This is a genomic window from Cupriavidus sp. KB_39, from assembly GCF_052114485.1.
GTDB lineage: Bacteria > Pseudomonadota > Gammaproteobacteria > Burkholderiales > Burkholderiaceae > Cupriavidus.
In genome coordinates this window covers 1-17,253 of record NZ_JBFREV010000020.1, presented here as the reverse complement: position 1 = coordinate 17,253, position 17,253 = coordinate 1, and the positions used below count along the sequence as shown (strand labels likewise).

The 17,253-nt window shown below is 65.6% G+C and carries 17 protein-coding genes and 1 tRNA gene; 10 read left to right on the top strand and 8 right to left on the bottom strand.

What is annotated here, in order from left to right; genetic code table 11:
• Window positions 1–9: 9 nt before the first annotated feature.
• The 8 genes from AB4Z27_RS16060 to AB4Z27_RS16025 form a co-directional block, all read right to left on the bottom strand.
• A complete protein-coding gene (locus tag AB4Z27_RS16060; protein ID WP_441644816.1) occupies window positions 10–978 on the bottom strand; it encodes an isopenicillin N synthase family dioxygenase in 969 nt (322 codons plus the stop codon).
• A gap of 152 nt (window positions 979–1,130) precedes the next feature.
• A complete protein-coding gene (locus tag AB4Z27_RS16055; protein WP_092292159.1) occupies window positions 1,131–2,141 on the bottom strand; it encodes a LysR family transcriptional regulator in 1,011 nt (336 codons plus the stop codon).
• A gap of 62 nt (window positions 2,142–2,203) precedes the next feature.
• Window positions 2,204–3,193: an MBL fold metallo-hydrolase gene (locus tag AB4Z27_RS16050; protein WP_092291981.1), complete on the bottom strand. Its 990-nt coding sequence runs from the start codon at window positions 3,191–3,193 to the stop codon at window positions 2,204–2,206.
• 173 nt (window positions 3,194–3,366) lie between these two features.
• Window positions 3,367–3,443, bottom strand: a tRNA-Met gene (locus AB4Z27_RS16045).
• Window positions 3,444–3,643: 200 nt separating this feature from the next.
• Window positions 3,644–5,338: an MFS transporter gene (locus AB4Z27_RS16040; protein ID WP_092291983.1), complete on the bottom strand. Its 1,695-nt coding sequence runs from the start codon at window positions 5,336–5,338 to the stop codon at window positions 3,644–3,646.
• A 251-nt stretch (window positions 5,339–5,589) separates the two neighbouring features.
• Window positions 5,590–5,943 (bottom strand): DUF4212 domain-containing protein, encoded by a 354-nt coding sequence (locus AB4Z27_RS16035; RefSeq protein ID WP_092291985.1) that lies wholly within the window; start codon window positions 5,941–5,943, stop codon window positions 5,590–5,592.
• Window positions 5,940–7,526: a sensor histidine kinase N-terminal domain-containing protein gene (locus tag AB4Z27_RS16030; protein WP_441644815.1), complete on the bottom strand. Its 1,587-nt coding sequence runs from the start codon at window positions 7,524–7,526 to the stop codon at window positions 5,940–5,942. The genes AB4Z27_RS16035 and AB4Z27_RS16030 overlap by 4 nt, the downstream gene beginning before the upstream one ends.
• Window positions 7,527–7,538: 12 nt before the next feature.
• Entirely contained in the window at window positions 7,539–8,228 is a 690-nt protein-coding gene (locus AB4Z27_RS16025) for a response regulator (protein ID WP_092291989.1), read from the bottom strand.
• A gap of 235 nt (window positions 8,229–8,463) precedes the next feature.
• Between AB4Z27_RS16025 and recA the strand changes: the two genes are divergently transcribed.
• The 10 genes from recA to AB4Z27_RS15975 all read left to right on the top strand — a co-directional run bounded on the left by recA (window position 8,464) and on the right by AB4Z27_RS15975 (window position 17,045).
• Entirely contained in the window at window positions 8,464–9,528 is a 1,065-nt protein-coding gene (recA, locus tag AB4Z27_RS16020) for a recombinase RecA (RefSeq protein ID WP_092291991.1), read from the top strand.
• Between the two features lie 85 nt (window positions 9,529–9,613).
• Complete coding sequence (gene recX, locus AB4Z27_RS16015; RefSeq protein ID WP_441644814.1) at window positions 9,614–10,072, top strand: recombination regulator RecX; 459 nt, start codon at window positions 9,614–9,616, stop codon at window positions 10,070–10,072.
• Between the two features lie 347 nt (window positions 10,073–10,419).
• The gene (locus AB4Z27_RS16010; RefSeq protein ID WP_092291995.1) at window positions 10,420–11,094 is read left to right on the top strand and encodes a DUF2889 domain-containing protein; all 675 of its coding nucleotides are present in this window, start codon (window positions 10,420–10,422) and stop codon (window positions 11,092–11,094) included.
• Window positions 11,095–11,183: 89 nt separating this feature from the next.
• Window positions 11,184–12,350, top strand: coding sequence for an ADP-forming succinate--CoA ligase subunit beta (gene sucC, locus AB4Z27_RS16005; RefSeq protein WP_092291997.1), 1,167 nt, complete (start codon window positions 11,184–11,186; stop codon window positions 12,348–12,350).
• 84 nt (window positions 12,351–12,434) lie between these two features.
• Window positions 12,435–13,316, top strand: a complete 882-nt coding sequence (gene sucD / locus AB4Z27_RS16000; RefSeq protein ID WP_092291999.1) for a succinate--CoA ligase subunit alpha — start codon at window positions 12,435–12,437, stop codon at window positions 13,314–13,316.
• Window positions 13,317–13,596: 280 nt separating this feature from the next.
• Window positions 13,597–14,292, top strand: coding sequence for a TerC family protein (locus tag AB4Z27_RS15995; RefSeq protein ID WP_092292001.1), 696 nt, complete (start codon window positions 13,597–13,599; stop codon window positions 14,290–14,292).
• A gap of 260 nt (window positions 14,293–14,552) precedes the next feature.
• A complete protein-coding gene (locus tag AB4Z27_RS15990; RefSeq protein ID WP_255370718.1) occupies window positions 14,553–15,050 on the top strand; it encodes a pilin in 498 nt (165 codons plus the stop codon).
• 210 nt (window positions 15,051–15,260) lie between these two features.
• On the top strand, window positions 15,261–15,788 hold the full coding sequence (locus AB4Z27_RS15985) for a pilin (protein ID WP_441644813.1): 528 nt from the start codon (window positions 15,261–15,263) through the stop codon (window positions 15,786–15,788).
• Window positions 15,789–15,799: 11 nt separating this feature from the next.
• Window positions 15,800–16,324 carry a pilin gene (locus tag AB4Z27_RS15980; protein WP_441644812.1) on the top strand — a complete coding sequence of 175 codons (525 nt, stop codon included), beginning with the start codon at window positions 15,800–15,802 and terminating at the stop codon, window positions 16,322–16,324.
• Between the two features lie 232 nt (window positions 16,325–16,556).
• Window positions 16,557–17,045, top strand: coding sequence for a pilin (locus tag AB4Z27_RS15975; RefSeq protein ID WP_441644852.1), 489 nt, complete (start codon window positions 16,557–16,559; stop codon window positions 17,043–17,045).
• Window positions 17,046–17,253: the final 208 nt, after the last annotated feature.

Genomic DNA, 17,253 nt, shown 5'->3' with positions numbered 1-17,253 from the left:
ATGATCGGGTCAGCCGTAGGTGCGCCGGTAGCAGTCCATCAGGTGCTGCTCGACGGTCACGGGCGGGTACTTGGCGGCCTCGCCTTCGGCACGGCAGGTCGGCAGGCACGCCACCTCGTGCAGCGGGTTGCCGGTGAAGAAGAACGGCACCGAATAGCGCTCGCGGCCCGAACGGTTGATCACGCGGTGCAGCGTGGAGACGTAGCGGCCATTGGTCCAGCGCGCGAACAGGTCGCCGATATTGACGACGAAAGCGCCGGGCACGGGCGGGGCATCGATCCAGCTGGCCTGGAGGGCGTCCCAGACCTGGAGGCCGCCGGTCTCGTCCTGGAGCAGCAGGGTCACGCCGCCGAAGTCGGTATGTTCGCCGCAACCCTTCTCGCCGGGCTGGGGCTGCGCGGGTTGGGGCGGGTAGTGCAGCAGCCGCAGCGTGGCGGAGGCGTCGTGCAGGTAGCCRTCGAAATGGTCCTCGGGGAGGTCCAGCGCCAGCGCCAGCCCGCGCRCGACCGTGGCGCCCAGCGCGTACGCCTGCTGGTARTACGCCTCCATCACGTCGCGGAAGGCCGGCAGGGTGGCGGGCCACTGGTTCGGGCCGGTGTTGAAGCGGCCGGCCAGCACGCGCGGGTCATCGGCGGCAATCTCGGCACCAATATAGAGGCTCTCCTTCAGGTCCGGCGGCGCGCCGGCTTCCAGCGTCTGGGCGCGCAGCGGCTCATAGCCCCGGTTGCAGGGCGAGAGGCGCTTGTCCACGGCGAGCTTGTCGGCCATGCTCAGGTCGAAGAAGCGCTGGCTGGCCGCGAACACATCGCGGATCAGCGCCGGGTCGATGCCGTGGTTCGTCAGGTAGAAGAAGCCGCGATGCGCGCAGGCATCGTGCAGCTGCGTGGCCACGGCGCGGCGCGCGGCGGGCTCGGCGCTGTGCAGTCCGGCGATGTCGATCAGGGGCAGGCTGAGGGAGGCGGGGGCGGTGGCAGTCACGGTGAGCGGCGGGCCTCGAAGGCTGGGCGACGGATGCAACCCAGTCTAGGGAGGGGCCACTGCGCTGGATAGCGCCGATTTTTGCGCGGGGYGATGCCGAAATGCGAGCACCCCGGCGGGCCGCCCGGCGCACTGCCGGGGCGGCTATCGGCTCATGCACTCAAGGCGTGCGCGAGTGGCTCCGTCGATGCCTCGCTTTGGCGCGCCGGGGCACGGTCGCGGTGCGGCGCGGTGGGCTTGCGCAGCGCGAGGGCTTCGTCGCGCTCGCGCGCCTCGATGGCCTCCGCGGCAATCCGGATGAAGGCGTCCAGCGCCGGCGGCGGCGTGCGGCCGGCGCGCACATAGACGCCGAGTTCCGARCAGATCGGCGCGGGGGTGTCCAGCGGCACGTGCACCAGCCGCCCGTCGCGCAGTTCGCGCTCGAGGCCCAGCCGGCTCTGGAAGAAGATGCCCACGCCGCGCTCSACGAGGCCCTTCGCCAGTTCGATCGACGAAGTTTCCAGCAGCACCTGCAAGGCGCGCTTGTGATGGGCGAGCACGGGCTGGAGCAGTTCATGCATCGACAGTTCCGGCCGGGGCAGGATCAGCGGGTAGGCCGCGCATTCGGCAAAGGCCACGTGCGGCAGGCTGGCCAGTGGATGGCCGGGCGGCACGATGGCGCCSAGCGCGAAACGCGACACCATGCACTGGCGCAGGCCGTCGTGGCGGCGGATGGAGAAGCCGATGCCAAGGTCCGCCTCGCCATCGATCACGGCCTGGGCGGCCTGTTCGGAGCCGCAGATGCGCACGTCGATCTGGATAGTGGGGTAGCGCCGGTGCATCTGCGTCAGCATGGCGGGCATCAGGTCGGCATTCAGCCCCTCCACGGCCGCCACGCTGAGCGATCCGCGCCGCACGCCGCGCAGCAGTTCCAGCTCGGTGGCCAGGCGCTGCTCGTCCTGCAGCACGGTGATCACGTGGCGCGAGAACACCTCGCCGGCCGGGGTCAGGCGCAGGCCGGTGGCCAGGCGCTCGAACAGCGGGCTGCCGATCTCTTCCTCGAGCTGCAACAGCTGGCGGTTGATGGCCGACGAGGCCACGTGCAGCCGCCGCGCGGCTTCGCGGATGGAGCCGCAGCGGCGGATCATGTCGAAATACTTGATGGCGCGGGCGTGGATGTGCATGGCCGGATCGAGCATGCACCGTGCCAGCGCGGGGGGCGGCACCCGGTTCGCCCCCTTGCCGATCAGCGGTCGGCGCGGACCGGACCGTACTCCACCGGCACCCAGCTGTAGCCGCGCGCATCCTTGCGGATGTGGCCCAGGCCCGGGAACGGCATGTGCGCGCCGGCAATCAGCCAGCCCTTGGCGGCGGCCTGCGCGAAGACGGCCTTGCGCGTCTTGATGGCCTGCTGCTGGTCCGAATCGAACTCGATCGACACCTCGGGGTGGGCCATCTGCACCGAATGGCTGTGGACGATATCGCCCCACAACAGCAGCGTCTGGCCCTTCGACGTCACCAGATAGGAACTGTGCCCCGGCGTGTGGCCCGGCGTGCCGAGCACGCTGAAGCCGGGCAGCGGCTGCGCCCCGTCGGCGTAGGTGTGGAGCGCGCCCTTGGCCTTGTAGGGCGCCACGGCGTCCTGGGCCATCTTGAAGAACGGCTTCTTGTCCTCGGGGGCCTGCTGCGCGGCGGCGTCGCTGAGCCAGTAATCGGCATCCTTCTGCGAGGCCCAGACCGTGGCATTGGGGAAGACCGCCGTGGTGCCCTGGGTCAGGCCGCAAGCGTGGTCGGGGTGCAGGTGGGTCAGGAGCACCGCGTCCACGTCCTCCGGCTTGTAGCCGGCGGCGCGGATGTTGTTCACCAGCCCACCCATGGTCGGGCCGAAACACTGCGCCGCGCCGGCATCGACCAGCACGAGCTTGTCCTGCGTATGCACCAGGAAGCCGTTGACGGCAGTCTGCACGCCGTTCTTGTCGACCACGAACATGCGCGCCATCAGCGACTGGAGATCCTTGGCCTGCATGCCCTTGAGGAGCTTGCTGCCGAGATCGACATAACCGTCATAGAGGGCGGTGACGACCACGTCGCCAACCTGCTGGCGATAGAAGCCGGGCACCTGCTCCTTGACCTGCGCGGGCGCGGCCGTGGCGGCAAGACTGGCAAACATCAAGCCGGCCAGCGCGGCGCGAACCAGCCGGCGGGCGGCCTTGGGGGCAAAGGCGAGGGATTTCATCGGGGACAGATCCTTCCTGGATGGGAGTGGAAGCGAATAGGACAGGCAAGTTGCCGGAGGCCCATTCTAATGATCTGTCGGAAAATGCGCGCTGAGGGTCACGCAGGGGGGGCGGAAGGCGGCCCAAAGCAAAAAGCCGCAATCCCGTGAAGGACTGCGGCTTTTCTAATRGATGGTGGCGAATCAGGGATTCGAACCCCGGACCTGCGGATTATGATTCCGTCGCTCTAACCGACTGAGCTAATTCGCCAACGAAGACCGCAATTATACCCACGGATTGGAGCCTGTCAACACCCTCGTGACAGTTTTATGCAAGCTTCCGCAGKCTGCCCAAAAAAATGGCAGATCCGAAGATCTGCCTGAGAAGGAGCGACCGGCCGTGTACTAGCTTTGCGGTGCCGGTCTATCCTGAGCGCGGTTGCGCAGCGCTGGCCTGAATCTGAATCTGGCTCAGTCGTTGGCGTAGATATCCACGTCCTTGGTTTCGCGGACGAACAGCGCGCCGATCACGAAGGTCATGGCGGCGATGATGATCGGGTACCAGAGGCCGTAGTAGATATTGCCGTTCTGGGCCACCARCGCGAACGAGATGGTGGGCAGCAGGCCGCCGAACCAGCCGTTGCCGATGTGATACGGCAGCGACATCGACGAGTAGCGGATCCGCGTCGGGAACATCTCCACCAGCATCGCMGCGATCGGGCCGTACACCATCGTCACGTAGATCACCAGGATGACCAGGATCACCAGCACCATGATCGTGTTCATCTGGGCCGGGTCAGCCTTGGTCGGATAGCCGTGGGAGGCCATCGAGCCGGACACTTCCTTCTTGAACGCGGCGATCCTCCCCTTGCTCTCGTCGTCGAACGCGCCCTTCACGACSGTGGCGTCGAACGCCTTGATCTCCTTGTCGCCGATCTTCACCGAGGCAGGCGTGCCGGCCGGGGCGTCGATCACTTCATAGCTGGCCGATGCCTGGGCCAGCGTGCGCTTGACGATGTCGCACGAGCTGCGGAAGTCGATTTCGCGGGCGATCGGGCTGCCCTGGAACGAGCAGGTCTTCGGGTCGGCCGTGACCACGATCTGCGCGGTCTGCTGGGCACGCTCCAGCGCCGGGTTGGCGTAGTGCGTGAGCGCCTTGAACAGCGGGAAGTAGGTCAGCACGGCGATGGCGCAGCCGATCATGATGATCCACTTGCGGCCGATCTTGTCAGACAGCGAGCCGAAGAAGATGAAGAACGGCGTGCCGATCACCAGTGCGCCGGCGATCAGCAGGTTGGCCGTCTTGGCGTCCACCTTCAGCACCTGCGTCAGGAAGAACAGCGAGTAGAACTGGCCCGTGTACCAGACCACGGCCTGGCCGGCGGTCAGCCCCAGCAGCGCCAGGATCACGATCTTCATGTTGCGCCACTGGCCGAATGCCTCGGTCAGCGGAGCCTTGGAGGTCTTGCCCTCGGCCTTCATCTTCTGGAACGCCGGCGATTCGCTCATCGACAGGCGGATGTAGACCGACATGCCGAGCAGCAGGATCGAGAGCAGGAACGGGATACGCCAGCCCCAGACGTCGAAGTTCGGGCCGGTCAGCTCGCGCGTCAGCAGGATCACGATCAGCGACAGGAACAGGCCCATCGTCGCGGTGGTCTGGATCCAGGCCGTGTACGCGCCGCGCTTGCCGTGCGGGGCGTGCTCCGCCACGTACGTAGCCGCGCCGCCGTACTCGCCGCCGAGCGCCAGGCCCTGCAGCATGCGCAGCGCGATCAGGATGATCGGGGCCGCCCAGCCGATGGTGGCGTAGCCGGGCAGCAGGCCCACCAGGAAGGTGGACAGGCCCATGATCAGGATGGTGACCAGGAACGTGTACTTGCGGCCGATCATGTCGCCCAGGCGGCCGAACACCAGCGCGCCGAACGGGCGCACCAGGAAGCCCGCCGCGAAGGCCAGCAGCGCGAAGATGAACGCCGAGGTCGGGTCCAGGCCCGCGAAGAACTGCTTGGCGATGACCGCCGCCAGCGAACCGTACAGGTAGAAGTCRTACCACTCGAATACCGTGCCGAGCGAAGAGGCCAGGATGACCTTCCTCTCTTCGCGCGTCATCGGCGTGTTTTGTGCACCGCCCCCCGGCACTGCCACGTTTTGCGCGTTTGCCATTATTGTCTCCTCCGTCTCATCGAAAGGTTCCCCGTTGTCAGCGGCCACGCGTGTGCGGACCGCTGCATCGAAGTTGAAGAGGATTGTGGGAGGTGAAACTTACTGCGTTCTGACAGAAATGACGGGAATGGCGCCTAAATCGTCGGGGTATACGCTAGCGGGCGGAACTTCCCCCGAGGCGCCCGGGTTGCTGCGCTGCGGTTGGGCGCGGCACCGGGCGGGCCACGCGGTACGGCGGGGCGGGAATCTTGCTATGCAGCATCGGCCCCGGCAGGGGCTTGCGGGGGAGGTGGGGCGACGTGCGGGACGGCTTCGGCCCCGGCCGGCGGGGCAGGGTGGCCGTCAGGTTCGAACTCGTGGTCGGCGCGGTTCATGCGCCAGGCGTAGAGCGCGGCCATCGCCACGTAGACGATCAGCGCCCCCTGGGCGCCCACCCAGAACGAGAAGGGCCAGCCGAAGAAGTCGAAGCGCAGCTCTCGCGCGTACCAGCTCACCACGAACGACACCACGAACCACACTACCAGCAGCGCGCCGATCCAGCGCCGGTTGTGGCGCCACGCGCGGCGCTCCTGCGGCGACATGCGGTCGCGCGGGGGCTTTCTCATGCCGGCTCCCCGGTGCCGGTGCCGTTGCCGTTCTGGGCGCGGCGCAGCGTCACGCGCAGCCGCGTGCCGGCCAGCCGGGGCGACGGCTGGTAAACGTGATCGTCGATGGCCACCTCGCCGCCATGCTGCTGCACGATCTCGCGCACGATGGCGAGGCCCAGCCCGCTGCCCTCGGTATTGGTGCCGAGCACGCGGTAGAAGCGCTCCATCACCCGTTCGCGCTCGGACGGGGCGATACCCGGCCCGGTGTCCTCCACATCGAGATAGGCGAACGGCTCGAACGGRTCGGCGGCCACGCGCACGGTGGCATGGCCGCCGGACGGCGTGTAGCGGATCGCGTTGTCCAGCAGGTTGTTGAGCATCTCGGTCAGCATCAGGCGGTTGCCGGTGATGGTCACCGGGTGGTCGTCGGCTTCCAGCCCCAGGTCGATGCGGCGCGCCCACGCCTGCGGCAGCCAGTCCTTGACCACCTCACGCGCCAGCGCGGTGAGGTCCAGCGGCGCCATGCCGCCCGCGCCGGCCAGGTTCTCCATGCGCGCCAGCGAAAGCAGCTGCGTCACCAGGTGCGCGGTGCGTTCGGAACTGCCGGCGATCTGCGCCAGCGAGCGGCGCAATTCCTCGGGCGACTGCTCGCGCTGCGCCAGCTCGGCCTGCATGCGCAGCCCGGCCAGCGGCGTCTTCATCTGATGCGCGGCATCGGCGATAAAGCGCTTCTGCGTCTGCACGGACTGGTCCAGTCGCGCCAGCAGGTCATTGAACGATGCCACCAGCGGCGTGATCTCCTGCGGCGCGGCGGTCTCGTCGATGGGGCTCGTATCGCCGGGGTTGCGCGCCCGGATGCGCTGCTGGATCGCGGTCAGCGGCGCCAGCCCGCGCGTGAGGCCGAACCAGACCAGCACCACGGCCAGCGGCAGGATCACGAACTGCGGCAGGATCACGCCCTTGATGATTTCGTTGGCCAGCCGCGCGCGCTTGTCGAGCGTCTCGGCCACCTGCACCAGCACCGGCTGGGAGCCGGCGCTTTTCAGGTCGACATAGGTATAGGCCACGCGTACGTCGTTGCCGGCCACGCGGTCGTCGCGCAGGGACACCAGCCCGGCATGGCCCTGGTCCTCCTCGGACGGCAGCGGCAGATCGTGGTCGCCGGCCACGTACTCGCCGCGCTTGCCCACCACCTGGTAATAGATATTGTCGGTTTCGTCGGCCCGCAGGATCTCGCGCGCGGAGAGCGGCAGCTGCAGCGTCACGCGGCCGTTCACCTCGCGCACCTGCTGGGACAGCACGATGGCGCTGGCCTCCAGCGCGCGGTCGAACGGACCGTTGGCGATGGATTTGGCGACGAGGTAGGTGACCGCAATGCTCATCGGCCAGAGCAGCAGCAGCGGGGCGAGCATCCAGTCGAGGATCTCGCCGAACAGCGAGCGCGGGGAGGGATGGGCGGACGATTCTTCCAGGTGCGGCAGGGCGTCGGCCAGCGCGGCGTCCTCCGCCGCGGCGTCGGCCAGGGTCGGCAGGGGCGGCGGCGAGTTGGGCAGGGGGGGCAGGGCCGGCGGGCGGCCCCAGCGCAGTCTCAGCAGGCGCATGCCGCCCCCGGATCAGCCATGCGCCGCCATCACCGGCTGGAACTTCTCCAGGCAGTAACCCAGGCCGCGCACCGTGGCGATGCGGATGCCACCCACTTCGATCTTCTTGCGCAGCCGGTGCACATAGACCTCGATGGCGTTGTTGCTGACTTCCTCGCCCCACTCGCAGAGGTGGTCCACCAGTTGTTCCTTGGAAACCAGCCGCCCGCTGCGCGTGAGCAGGATCTCCAGCAGGCCGATCTCGCGTGCGGACAGGTCCAGCATCTGCTCGTTCAGRTAGGCGATGCGGCCGACCTGGTCGAAGGCCAGCGGCCCGTGGCGCATCAGCGTGGCGCCGCCGCCCGCGCCGCGCCGGACCAGCGCGCGCACGCGCGCCTCCAGCTCGGACAGCGCGAAGGGCTTGGCCATGTAGTCGTCGGCGCCCAGGTCCAGGCCCTTGACCCGCTCRTCCACGCCATCGGCGGCGGTCAGGATCAGCACCGGCAGCATCGCGCCGCGCGTGCGCAGGCGCTTGAGCACCTCCAGGCCGGGCATGCGGGGCAGGCCGAGGTCCAGGATCAGCAGGTCGAAATGCTGGGTCGACAGGGCCGAATCGGCTTCCACGCCGTTGGCGACGTGGTCGACGGCGTAGCCGGAATGCCGCAGCGAGCGCGTGAGCCCGTCTGCCAGCACGTCGTCATCTTCCGCAATCAGAATGCGCATGGTTGTCTCCACCCTGTTGCCAGCATCGCACGCCACGCGGTTGCGGAACCGGTGGGGCTTGCCAAGCATACTGTTTTTTTATACAGTACCCGACATTCCGCAGGCTGCCTTGTGGGCAGCCGGGTCGGGTCGCACGCCAGATCACTTTTCAGGCCGATTTCCGTCGGAAATCGCTTAAAAATCAGGCGTCGCGCCGCATGCGGCCTATTTATACACCATTGACTGAAGGACGACCATGGACGACAAGAAGGCCGGCGCCGGCGTGAGCGCTGAGAAGCAGAAGGCGCTTGCCGCCGCGCTCTCCCAGATCGAGAAGCAGTTCGGCAAGGGCTCGATCATGCGTCTGGGCGATGGCGAGATCGAAAAGGACATCGAGGTGGTGTCGACCGGCTCGCTGGGGCTCGATATCGCGCTGGGCGTCGGCGGCTTGCCGCGCGGCCGCGTGGTGGAGATCTATGGTCCGGAATCGTCGGGCAAGACCACGCTGACGCTGCAGGTGGTGGCCGAGATGCAGAAGCTGGGCGGCACCTGCGCCTTTATCGACGCGGAACACGCGCTGGACGTGAACTACGCCGGCAAGCTGGGCGTGAACGTGGGTGAACTGCTGATCTCCCAGCCGGACACCGGCGAGCAGGCCCTGGAAATTACCGACGCCCTGGTGCGCTCGGGCTCGATCGACCTGATCGTGATCGACTCGGTGGCCGCAYTGGTGCCGAAGGCCGAAATCGAGGGCGAAATGGGCGATTCGCTGCCCGGCCTGCAGGCCCGCCTGATGAGCCAGGCGCTGCGCAAGCTGACCGGTACGATCAAGCGCACCAACTGCCTGGTGATCTTCATCAACCAGATTCGTATGAAGATCGGTGTGATGTTTGGTTCACCTGAAACGACCACCGGCGGCAATGCGCTGAAGTTCTACGCCTCGGTGCGCCTGGACATCCGCCGCATCGGCTCGATCAAGAAGGGCGACGACGTCATCGGCAACGAGACCAAGGTCAAGGTGGTGAAGAACAAGGTGTCGCCGCCGTTCCGCGAGGCATTCTTCGACATCCTCTACGGCCAGGGCATTTCCCGTCAGGGCGAGATCATYGACCTCGGCGTGGATGCCAAGATCGTCGAGAAGTCGGGCGCGTGGTACAGCTACAACGGCGAAAAGATCGGCCAGGGCAAGGACAACGCGCGCGAATACCTGCGCGAGAACCCTGACATCGCCGCTGAGATCGAGAACAAGGTCCGTGCGGCGCTGGGCGTGGTGGCGATGAACGCCGCTGTCGTCAGCGCGCCGGCCGAAATCGAAGGCTGAGGCGGAGCTTTCTCCGCCCCTCGGAAGCCGTCGCAGATCGTGCGGCGGCTTTTTTTATTGGTACTGCACTGTCGATGACCCCCTGATGGCTGGCTCCCGCCCCCCGCTCTCGCTGAAGGCCCGCGCCGTTGGCTACCTGTCGCGCCGCGAGCACAGCCGCGCCGAACTGCGGCGCAAGCTGGCGCCGCACGCCGAGACGCCCGAGGAGGTGGATACCCTGCTCGACGCGCTCGAGCGCGAGAACTGGCTCTCCAACGACCGCTTCGTCGATAGCCTGGTCCATCGCCGCGCCAGCCGCTATGGCGCCGCCCGGGTGATGCAGGAGGCCAAGACCCATCAGCTCGGCAATGAACAACTGCATGACCTCCAGGACCGCCTGCGGGAMACCGAGGTCGAGCGGGCCCGGGARGTCTGGCGCAAGCGCTTCGGCACCGCCCCGGATTCTCCGGAGGCCAAGGCCAAGCAGATCCGCTTCATGGTCGCGCGTGGCTTCTCGCGCGCCGTGGTCGGCAAGATCATCCGCGGCGCGGAAGATGACGAGTGAGATGGCAACAACGTGTCGATTACGCCACGTAGACCACTGTATACCTGCGTGCGCAACAGGGATTTTGTGATCCGGCGCCTAACGTTGCGGCGCCGCACCACCGACGGTGCCGCCGGATACGATGGCCGCCCGCCAGCCCTTGTCGCGCCGTGGTTCGGCGTTGTCACCGGCGCAACAATTCGCCCCCGACATTCCGTATCGCAGGATGTTCCCGGTCAAAGCGGCGCGGCATGTTAAACTCTCCCGGTTTTCCGGCCTTGGCGGCCGTGCGGCTGTCGGCCGTCCCGCCCCGGCCGTGACGTTTGCCCCCGGTCACACCTCAACATCCCGCGTCAGCCCCAGCTGTCATGCCACTTTCCCCGCCTGCCAACCGCACCTTGCGTCATCGCCGTGCCATCACGGCGGAAGCGTATGCGCGGGAAGACGGTCTGTGGGACATCGAGGCCCGCCTTACCGACACCAAGCCACGTGACATCGAACTCGCCGGCGGCGGCATTCGCCCCATCGGCCAGCCGCTGCACGACCTCTGGCTGCGCGTGACGATCGACCTCCGCATGAACGTGGTGGATGCTGAAGCCTGCTCMGACTGGGTGCCGTATCCGACGCATTGCGACACGATCGGCCCGGCCTACCGGAAGCTGATCGGCCTGAACCTGACAAAGGGCTTCCGCAAGGCGGTGCGCGAGCGGCTGTCCGGCGTGTCCGGCTGCACCCACCTGACGGAGCTGGCCGGCGTGCTGCCGACCGCCGCCATCCAGGCGTTTGCCGGCGATGTCTTCAATGTGCGCGACGGCGCCACCGTCAACGATCCGAATCCCGAACCKCCTTACCAGCTCCATGGATGCCACGCGCTCCATTTCGAGGGCGAGGTGGTTCGCCAGTTTTACCCGCGCTGGTATGGCTACCAGCCGGCACCGAAGGCCGGCGCTGCGGCGTCATCGTCCCAGACCGCGTCACGCGTCGATGCTCCGGCATCGGGCGACGACACCCTGGCCCACCGGCCCAACGGAACCTCGGGCTGACCGTCACGGTCCGCCCACAGGAACAGCGAGAGACGAATCGTCTCCCCCATTTTTCCCATCCCTTTACGCCTACCCGAAAGGAAACACGCATGAATATCCATGAGTATCAAGGCAAGGAAATCCTGCGCAAATACAATGTGCCGGTTCCGCGCGGCATCCCGGCTTTCTCGGTTGAAGAAGCCCTGAAGGCGGCTGAGCAGCTCGGCGGTCCGGTGTGGGTCGTCAAGGCACAGATCCACGCAGGCGGCCGCGGCAAGGGCGGCGGCGTGAAGGTGGCCAAGAGCATCGAGGACGTCAAGACCTACGCCACCAACATCCTGGGCATGCAACTGGTGACGCACCAGACCGGTCCGGAAGGCAAGAAGGTCAACCGCCTGCTGGTCGAAGAAGGCGCTGACATCAAGAAGGAACTGTACGTGTCGCTGGTGGTGGACCGTGTCTCGCAAAAGGTGGCCCTGATGGCCTCCAGCGAAGGCGGCATGGACATCGAGGAAGTGGCTGCGCACAGCCCGGAAAAGATCCACACGCTGATCGTGGACCCGGCCGTGGGCCTGCAGGACGCCGAAGCCGACGACATCGCCCGCAAGATCGGCGTSCCGGACGCCAGCGTGCCGCAAGCGCGCCAGGCACTGCAAGGCCTGTACAAGGCGTTCTGGGAAACCGACGCTTCGCTGGCCGAAATCAACCCGCTGATCCTGACCGGCGACGGCAAGGTGATCGCYCTGGACGCGAAGTTCAACTTCGACTCCAACGCGATGTTCCGTCACCCGGAAATCGTGGCCTACCGTGACCTGGACGAAGAAGACGCCAACGAAATCGAGGCCTCGAAGTTCGACCTGGCCTACATCTCGCTGGACGGCAACATCGGCTGCCTGGTGAACGGCGCCGGCCTGGCCATGGCCACCATGGACACCATCAAGCTGTTCGGCGGCGAGCCGGCCAACTTCCTGGACGTGGGCGGCGGTGCCACCACCGAGAAGGTGACCGAAGCCTTCAAGCTGATGCTGAGCAACCCGAACGTGGAGGCCATCCTGGTCAACATCTTCGGCGGCATCATGCGCTGCGACGTGATCGCCGAAGGCGTGATCTCCGCTTCGAAGGCTGTGCAGCTGGGCGTGCCGCTGGTCGTCCGCATGAAGGGCACCAACGAAGACCTGGGCAAGAAGATGCTGGCCGAGTCGGGCCTGCCGATCATCTCGGCGGACACGATGGAAGAAGCCGCCCAGAAGGTTGTGGCCGCTGCCGCTGGCAAGTAAGCCGAAGCCGATACGCCAACAAATGCAAGCGCGCGGTGCGCAGGCCCTGCCCGCGCCGCGCGACGCCAAGCAAAGGATTACAGCATGTCGATTCTGATTAACAAAGATACCAAGGTCATCACCCAGGGGATTACCGGCAAGACCGGCCAGTTCCACACCCGTGGCTGCCGCGACTACGCGAACGGCAAGAACGCCTATGTGGCGGGCGTGAACCCGAAGAAGGCCGGYGAGGAYTTCGAGGGCATTCCCATCTACGCGAGCGTGAAGGACGCCAAGCAGGCGACCGGCGCGACCGTGTCGGTGATCTACGTGCCGCCCGCCGGCGCTGCCGCCGCCATCTGGGAAGCCGTTGACGCCGATCTGGACCTCGTGGTCTGCATCACCGAAGGCATTCCCGTCCGCGACATGATGGAAGTCAAGGACAAGATGCGTAAGCAGAACAAGAAGACCCTGCTGCTGGGTCCGAACTGCCCGGGCCTGATCACGCCGGACGAGATCAAGATCGGCATCATGCCGGGTCACATCCACCGCAAGGGCCGCATCGGCGTGGTGTCGCGCTCGGGCACGCTGACGTACGAAGCCGTGGGCCAGCTGACCGCGCTGGGCCTGGGCCAGTCGTCGGCCGTGGGCATTGGTGGCGACCCCATCAACGGCCTGAAGCACATCGACGTGATGAAGATGTTCAACGACGATCCCGACACGGACGCCGTGGTCATGATCGGTGAGATCGGCGGCCCGGACGAGGCCAACGCCGCGCACTGGATCAAGGACAACATGAAGAAGCCGGTGGTTGGCTTCATCGCCGGTGTGACGGCGCCCCCGGGCAAGCGCATGGGYCACGCCGGCGCGCTGATCTCGGGTGGTGCGGACACCGCCCAGGCCAAGCTGGAAATCATGGAAGCCTGCGGTATCACGGTGACCAAGAACCCGTCGGAGATGGCCCGCCTGCTGAAGGCGATGCTGTAAATCATGCGTCACTTCCCGCGCCATGGCGTGCCGATTCGGGCGCCTGGCGTGTGGTGATTGCATCGCATTGCCCCCGCTCGCCCGGGGGCAATGTCATTCTGGCGAGACGCTGACCTAGGGTATTTCCCGAGCCGCCTGCCGGAAGGTTGAAACCGAATCGTAAGGTTCGTGCGATACATCTCCATGTCTGTAAGTTCAGACATCCAAAAGTTCGCAGTGGCGCCGCCTGCCGGGCGGTYGGCGAACGTGGAATAAACCTAGAAAYTCGAGGAGTCTTGCCGTGGAATTGYTGTCGAGCAGCGCATTYTGGATTGCGCTGGGATCCATCATCCTGACCAATATCGTGCTGTCCGGCGACAACGCCGTGGTGATCGCGCTCGCCTCGCGCAATCTGCCGCCGGCCCAGCARAAGAAAGCCATTTTCTGGGGCAGCGCCGCCGCCATCATCATGCGCGTGGTGCTGACCGTGGCCGCCGTGAAGCTGCTGACGCTGCCGTACCTGAAGATCGTCGGCGCCATCCTGCTGGTCTACATCGGCGTGCAACTGCTGACCGGTGATGACGGCGAGGAAGGCCACGACGCCAAGGACAACATCTGGCAAGCCATCCGCACCATCCTGATTGCCGACCTGGTGATGTCGCTGGACAACGTGGTGGCCGTGGCCGCCGCCGCCCAGAAGGGCCCCGAAGGCAGCCAGCTGATGCTGCTGGTGCTGGGCCTGGGCCTGTCGATTCCGCTGATTGTGTTCGGCAGCACCATCCTGCTGAAGGTGATGGAGCGCTTCCCGCTCATCATCGTGCTGGGCGCCGCGCTGCTGGGCTACCTGGCCGGCGAGATGCTGGTGAGCGACCCCGTGGATGCAGAGTGGTTCCAGGTGCATGTGCCGCACGCCCATCTGGTGTTTGGCTTGGTCGGGGCCGTGCTGGTGGTGCTGGTGGGCAAGCTGCTCAAGCGCCGGAGCGCGCAGGTGGCCTGACGCCTCTGCATTGCAGTCTCGTCATGCCTGAAACGGGCGGCCGATCTGGCCGCCCGTTTTTCTTTGGTGGCGCCGCTACAACAGGGCGCTGTGGGCGCCCGCGCCACGAATTCCTGTGGATTTCCAAGCAATTCCCACAAGCCTGTGGGAATTGTCGGAGATCAATCGGAGTAGGGGGCTGACCTCCCGATCATGGGTGCCGTGCCGGTGCGCAACGCCGCGCGGCACGGACATCAACCATCACCATGAAAAGGGTCAATATGCAACGCAAGCCTTCCGCACGCCGCCATCGCGGCTTCACGCTGATCGAACTGATGATCGTGGTGGCGATCATCGGCATCCTCGCCGGGGTCGCCATTCCACAGTATCAGGACTACGTGGCGCGCTCGCAGTTCGCCGAGGGACTGAGCCTGGCGTCGGGGCAGAAGCCGGCGGTGATCGAAACGTTCTCGTACGGCGGCACCTGCCCCAGCAACGCCAGCGGGGCGGCGGACGGGATTCCGCTGGCGACCAGCATTGCCGGGACGTACATCAAGAGCGTGGTCACGGGCGGCACGCCCACGGCGGCGGGTGGCTGCACCATCGTCGCCAACTTCAAGGACGCTGGCATCGCCAAGGGGCTGGTCGGCAAGTCCCTGACGCTGCGCATGACCGGCGCGGACCAGGGTGCCGTGGCGTGGCAGTGCGAATCGGGCGCTGAACGGAAGTACCTGCCCAAGGCGTGCAGCCACGTGGCGGCGGCTGCGGCGCCGGCCTGATCTGATGACGGCGGCTGACCGGGGGTGGGASCGCTCCCAGCCTCGGTCAGCAACGAAAAAATCGGGCCGAAATGCGCCATTTATGGTGCATTTCCATCAGAGTGAATCAACGTCCGGCGGCTTGCGCGCGATCAAATTTGTAGCGCGCAGCCCGCCACAGCATACGACCCCAGTCATCGCGTCGATGACGACAACCAAAAAGGGGGTCCTATGCAACACACCAACACTTATCCACGGCGGTCTGGCCGTCTTGTGCGCCGGACCATGCGCGCCGGCTTCACGCTGATCGAACTGATGATCGTTGTGGCGATCATCGGCATTCTGGCCAGCCTTGCCATTCCGCAGTACCGCGACTACGTGGCGCGGGCCCAGTTTGCCGAGGCGCTGACGCTGGCGTCGGGCCTGAAGACGTCGCTGGTGGAGGCCTACGTCAGCTCCGGGTCGTGCCCGGACAACAAGACGGCCAATAACTCCGGCCTGCCGCTGAGTTCGACCATCAATGGCCGGTATGTGGCATCGGTGGAAACCAAGGCCAATGGCGTGGTGGGCGACTCCGGCGGTTGCGTGATCACGGCCCGGTTCCGGAGTGACGTCTCGCAGGCGCTGGCCGGCAAGCATGTGGAGTTGGAACTGAAGGGCTCCGAGGGCTCGTTCACCTGGGATTGCTTCTCCAACGTGGACCACAAGCTGATGCCGAAGTCCTGCAGCGTGCGGGGATCGAGTTCCACCTCGGCCTGAGGCGGTGCGCCATGGATCGCCGCAAGCGCCTTCCACGGCGGGCGGGCTTTTCGCTGATCGAGCTGATGATCGTGGTGGCGATCATCGGCATCCTGGCCAGCCTCGCCCTGCCGCAGTACCGCGCGTACGTGGCGCGGGCCCAGTTTGCCGAGGGACTGTACTTGCTGGGTGGGTTGAAGGTCTCGGTGCTGGAGACCTATGTCTTGTCCTCTCAATGTCCTGACAACACCGGGGAGAACGATACCGCTTTGCCGCCCGCTGAAACCATAAACGGAAAGTACGTGGAGCGCGTGGTGGCCCAGCGCATGGGCCAGGTCTCAGACGGCGGCGGGTGCTTTCTCCGGGCGTACTTCCGCGAGGACGCGTCGCCGCTGCTCCGGGGCAAGTTCGTGGAGCTTGAGTTAAGTGGGACCGGCAAACCGTCTGAAGGCTACGCTGGCGGCGGCGCGGCGTCTTGGGACTGTTATTCGAACGCGCGCGAAAATGTGCGTCCAAAGGCATGTCGGTATCGGTGGGGGTACACCCCAGAGGCATAGCCCGTCCCGCCCGCCTCAAAGTGCAAAACTTTGGCAGTCCCGCAGACACAAAATGTGACAAATTTTGTTGATTGGTCGTCCCTTGGAATCGTAGATCGGCCAAATTTTGTCACTCCCGCATGAGATTATCGGCATTTGCTGGCCTGGCACACTCCCTGCTTTAGGGGTAATGCATCACATGCAAGCAGATGTTTCTTTCTGTAACGAAAATCTCATCGAGGGGTCAATCCTTATGCAACGGGTACAACAAATCAAAAAACTGGGCCGCCAAGCTCAGAAGGGTTTCACGCTGATCGAACTGATGATCGTGGTTGCGATCATCGGTATTCTGGCTGCTATCGCGATTCCGCAGTACCAGGATTACGTGGCGAAGACGCAAGTTGCTCGCGTGATCGGTGAAATGTCTGCATACAAGACGGCCATTGAAGACCGTCTTAATCAAGGCGCTGCCGCAATCACGAAGGCTGACCTTGGCGCTACCGATTCGACGTTGCTGGCTGCCAGCCCCTTTGCTACCGATCTGGCACCCGCCGCCGATGGTTCTCTGTCGTACGTCGGCACCCTGGGTGGCAACGCAAGCAAGTCGGTTGCTGGCGCCACGATCACGGTTTCGCGTGACAAGTCGGGTAACTGGAAGTGCGTGAGTGATGGTGCCAAGGCTGGTGCCTGGAAGGACACGTACGCACCGGCTGGTTGCGGCAAGGCCGTTGTTGTTCCGTAACGCTGCATAAGCGTCAGTTACCATCAGCGAGCCTTTCCCTCGCCTGATGTCTGAAGCTTGAAAAAGCGCCTTCGGGCGCTTTTTCTTTTCCTGCTTCCCCAAGCCGCCAAGCTATCATGGCGCCTTTCCTTCCCCTCGCGCCCGCATGCCGCCATCCAGGGCTTTGCTTCCGGGGTCGGCGATCATCGCCGCCTTTACCCTCCCGCTG

Excerpts from the sequence above, each read along its gene's own strand:
- AB4Z27_RS16050 (WP_092291981.1), bottom strand. The coding sequence starts at position 3,193 with ATGAAATCCCTCGCCTTTGCCCCCAAGGCCGCCCGCCGGCTGGTTCGC.
- AB4Z27_RS16035 (WP_092291985.1), bottom strand. The coding sequence starts at position 5,943 with ATGAGAAAGCCCCCGCGCGACCGCATGTCGCCGCAGGAGCGCCGCGCG.
- AB4Z27_RS15990 (WP_255370718.1), top strand. The coding sequence starts at position 14,553 with ATGCAACGCAAGCCTTCCGCACGCCGCCATCGCGGCTTCACGCTGATC.
- AB4Z27_RS15985 (WP_441644813.1), top strand. The coding sequence starts at position 15,261 with ATGCAACACACCAACACTTATCCACGGCGGTCTGGCCGTCTTGTGCGC.
- AB4Z27_RS15980 (WP_441644812.1), top strand. The coding sequence starts at position 15,800 with ATGGATCGCCGCAAGCGCCTTCCACGGCGGGCGGGCTTTTCGCTGATC.
- AB4Z27_RS15975 (WP_441644852.1), top strand. The coding sequence starts at position 16,557 with ATGCAACGGGTACAACAAATCAAAAAACTGGGCCGCCAAGCTCAGAAG.